The 2,641-nt window shown below is 62.0% G+C and carries 2 protein-coding genes; one reads left to right on the top strand and one right to left on the bottom strand.

Annotated elements, in window-relative coordinates; translation table 11 throughout:
* Window positions 1–573: 573 nt before the first annotated feature.
* Complete coding sequence (locus B7G52_RS22890; protein WP_096699963.1) at window positions 574–828, bottom strand: acyl-CoA-binding protein; 255 nt, start codon at window positions 826–828, stop codon at window positions 574–576.
* Between the two features lie 124 nt (window positions 829–952).
* Between B7G52_RS22890 and B7G52_RS22895 the strand changes: the two genes are divergently transcribed.
* Window positions 953–2,485 carry a wax ester/triacylglycerol synthase family O-acyltransferase gene (locus B7G52_RS22895; RefSeq protein WP_096699964.1) on the top strand — a complete coding sequence of 511 codons (1,533 nt, stop codon included), beginning with the start codon at window positions 953–955 and terminating at the stop codon, window positions 2,483–2,485.
* Window positions 2,486–2,641: the final 156 nt, after the last annotated feature.

The raw sequence follows: 2,641 nt of genomic DNA on the forward strand, positions 1-2,641 counted from the left end.
CTTCTTGCAAGGCCAATTCCACGAACTCGCGTTTGGTGTCCATCAGGTCTCTCGGTTGCCAGGGCATGTGCTTCTCCTTGCGCCAATGGCGCTGAAGAAGTGTTTCCTATGTCTCCGAACACCTGTTTCGTATGTGTCCAGTCCATACACGTCGCCAAAAGAAAGTCACCAAAGAAAAGGCGACCCGATGGTCTGGGTCCCCTGCGCTGCGCTCCGGGGCAACCTGCGGTGCTCGACAAAAGCGGGGTCTCGCTCGAACTCGCCTTCGGCTCAAACAATCGCGAGCCCTGATCCGCTTTTGCCTGCGCTCCTCGGCCCAGCCCGACGGGTGGGGGAACAAACACGGATTCGGGTCCGGGGAGACATGACGCGCAAAGCGCGTCATGTCGGATCACGGGACTGTCATTCATGCACGCGGGCGCAGCACACGCAGCCAAATGAAGTCCCCCTCCCTCGCCCCGCTGGGCGAGGGAGGGGCTAGGGGTGGGAGTGGGGAGTTGCGCCTACTGTCCAGAACGAACCGGGAACGCAGCGTGATGCCTGCGATGCCTATGAGGGAAAGCTGGCGCCGTTTCAGCTGAGCGATTCAATCAAATCAATGTACTGCTGCATCGCATCTTCCTGCGAGGTGCCCTTGAGGTTGTTCCAGGCATCCCACTTGGCGCGCGCCACCATGTCACCGAAGCCGGGCTTCTTGTCGGTGTTGTCACCGCTGCCGCCCTGCTTGTAGAGCGCATAAATCTTCAGCAGGGTGGCGTTGTCGGGCCGCTCGCTGAGGTTTTTGGAATCGGCCATGGCCTTGTCGAAAGCGGCTTTGAGATCTGACATGAACAAGCTCCGTGGGGGTTGGAAGTGGCAATGAATTCGGGTAACTGCCCGGTATCTTAGCCACTGCCTTGCCTGCAGAATAGGGAATTCACCCCATCCGGGGCAGTCGGTGCACGGAGTTTTCATGGTCACACGCGTTTCGGCCCAGGCCGCAGGCAAAAAAGTCGCGAAGAACGTCCAGAAAAACGTCAAACGCGCGGTCTCGGGCACGCTGGGCCTGTCGGGTGAACGCATGAGCAAGGTCGACACCGCCTGGCTGCGCATGGACACGCCGTCCAACCTGATGATGATCGTCGGTGTCTGGTCCCTGCAGCCGGGTGTGAGCCACGCGGTGGTCTGCGAGCGCATCGAGGGCAGCCTGCTCAAATACGCGCGCTTTCGCCAGCGCGTGATGGAAGACGCCGCCGGTGCGACCTGGGTCGAGGACCGCTACTTCGACCTGCAGAACCACGTGGTGGCCGACAAGTTGCCGAAGGTGGCAAAGGGCAAGGAGCAGGAAGCGCTGCAGGATCGCGTGGCCGAACTCGCCATGCAGCCGCTGGACCGCAAGCGCCCGCTCTGGCAAATCCACCTGGTCGAGGACTACACCGGCCCCGACGGCGTCAAGGGCAGCGCCATGATCGTGCGCATCCACCACTGCATTGCCGACGGCATTGCGCTGATTTCGGTGACCATGTCGCTGGTGGACGGCGGGCAAGCACCCCCTGAACGCCGGAAAAAGGAAGCCGGCGGCGGCGCCGAAGACTGGATCGCCGAGACCCTGCTCAAACCCTTTACCGACCTGACGGTCAAGGCGCTGGGCGCGGCCGGTGAGGGTGCCGCCAGGTCGCTGAACCTGCTGAGTGACCCGCAAAAAGGCATGGCCGGCTCGCTCGACATGGCCAAGGTCATGCTGCAGGTGCTCAAGGACAGCGCCGCGCTGGCGCTGATGCCCGACGACTCGAAAACCCGGCTCAAGGGCAAGCCGGGCACCAGCAAAAAAGTCGCCTGGTGCCAGCCGATTCCGCTGGACGAAGTCCGGGCCGTCGGCAAGGCGCTGAACTGCTCGATCAACGACGTGCTGCTCAGTTGCGTGGCCGGTGCCATTGGCGAATACCTCAAGTCGCACGGCGACGACGTGAAAGGCCAGGAGATACGCGCCATGGTGCCGGTGAACCTGCGGCCCATCGAGCAGGCCTACAAGCTGGGTAACCGCTTTGGACTGGTGCCGCTGGTGCTGCCCATCGGCGTGGACAACCCGGTGGAACGGGTGTACGAGGTGCGGCGGCGCATGGCGGCACTCAAGGGCAGCTACCAGCCCCTGCTGGCCTTCAGCCTGCTGGCGATTGCCGGGCTGCTGATCAAACCGGCGCAGGACGCGATGCTCAACCTGTTCTCCAAAAAAACCACCGCCGTGATGACCAACGTGCCGGGCCCGCGCGAAAAACTCAAGTTTTGTGGCGCGACGCTGGAGCAAAGCATGTTCTGGGTGCCGCAGTCGGGCGATGTCGGGCTCGGCGTGTCCATCCTCAGTTATGGGGGCGGCGTGCAGTTCGGCGTGATCACCGACAGCACGCTGTGCCCGGAGCCACAGCGCATCATCGACGAGTTTGTGCCCGAGTTCGCCAAGCTGTCCATCGTGACCCTGATGCTGCCCTGGGGCGACGACGCCTCGTGATTTTCAGCGGGCGGATTCAAGTACGAAGTGCAACGTTCAGAAATAGGGTGGGCCAAGAGTCAATAGGATGGGCTCTTTGTGACCAGCCAGTCTCAACGAAGCACCATGACCTACAAACACTTGACCCGAGAAGAACGATACCAAATTCACGTACTC

Source organism: Polaromonas sp. AER18D-145, assembly GCF_002379095.1.
Classification (GTDB): domain Bacteria; phylum Pseudomonadota; class Gammaproteobacteria; order Burkholderiales; family Burkholderiaceae_C; genus Polaromonas.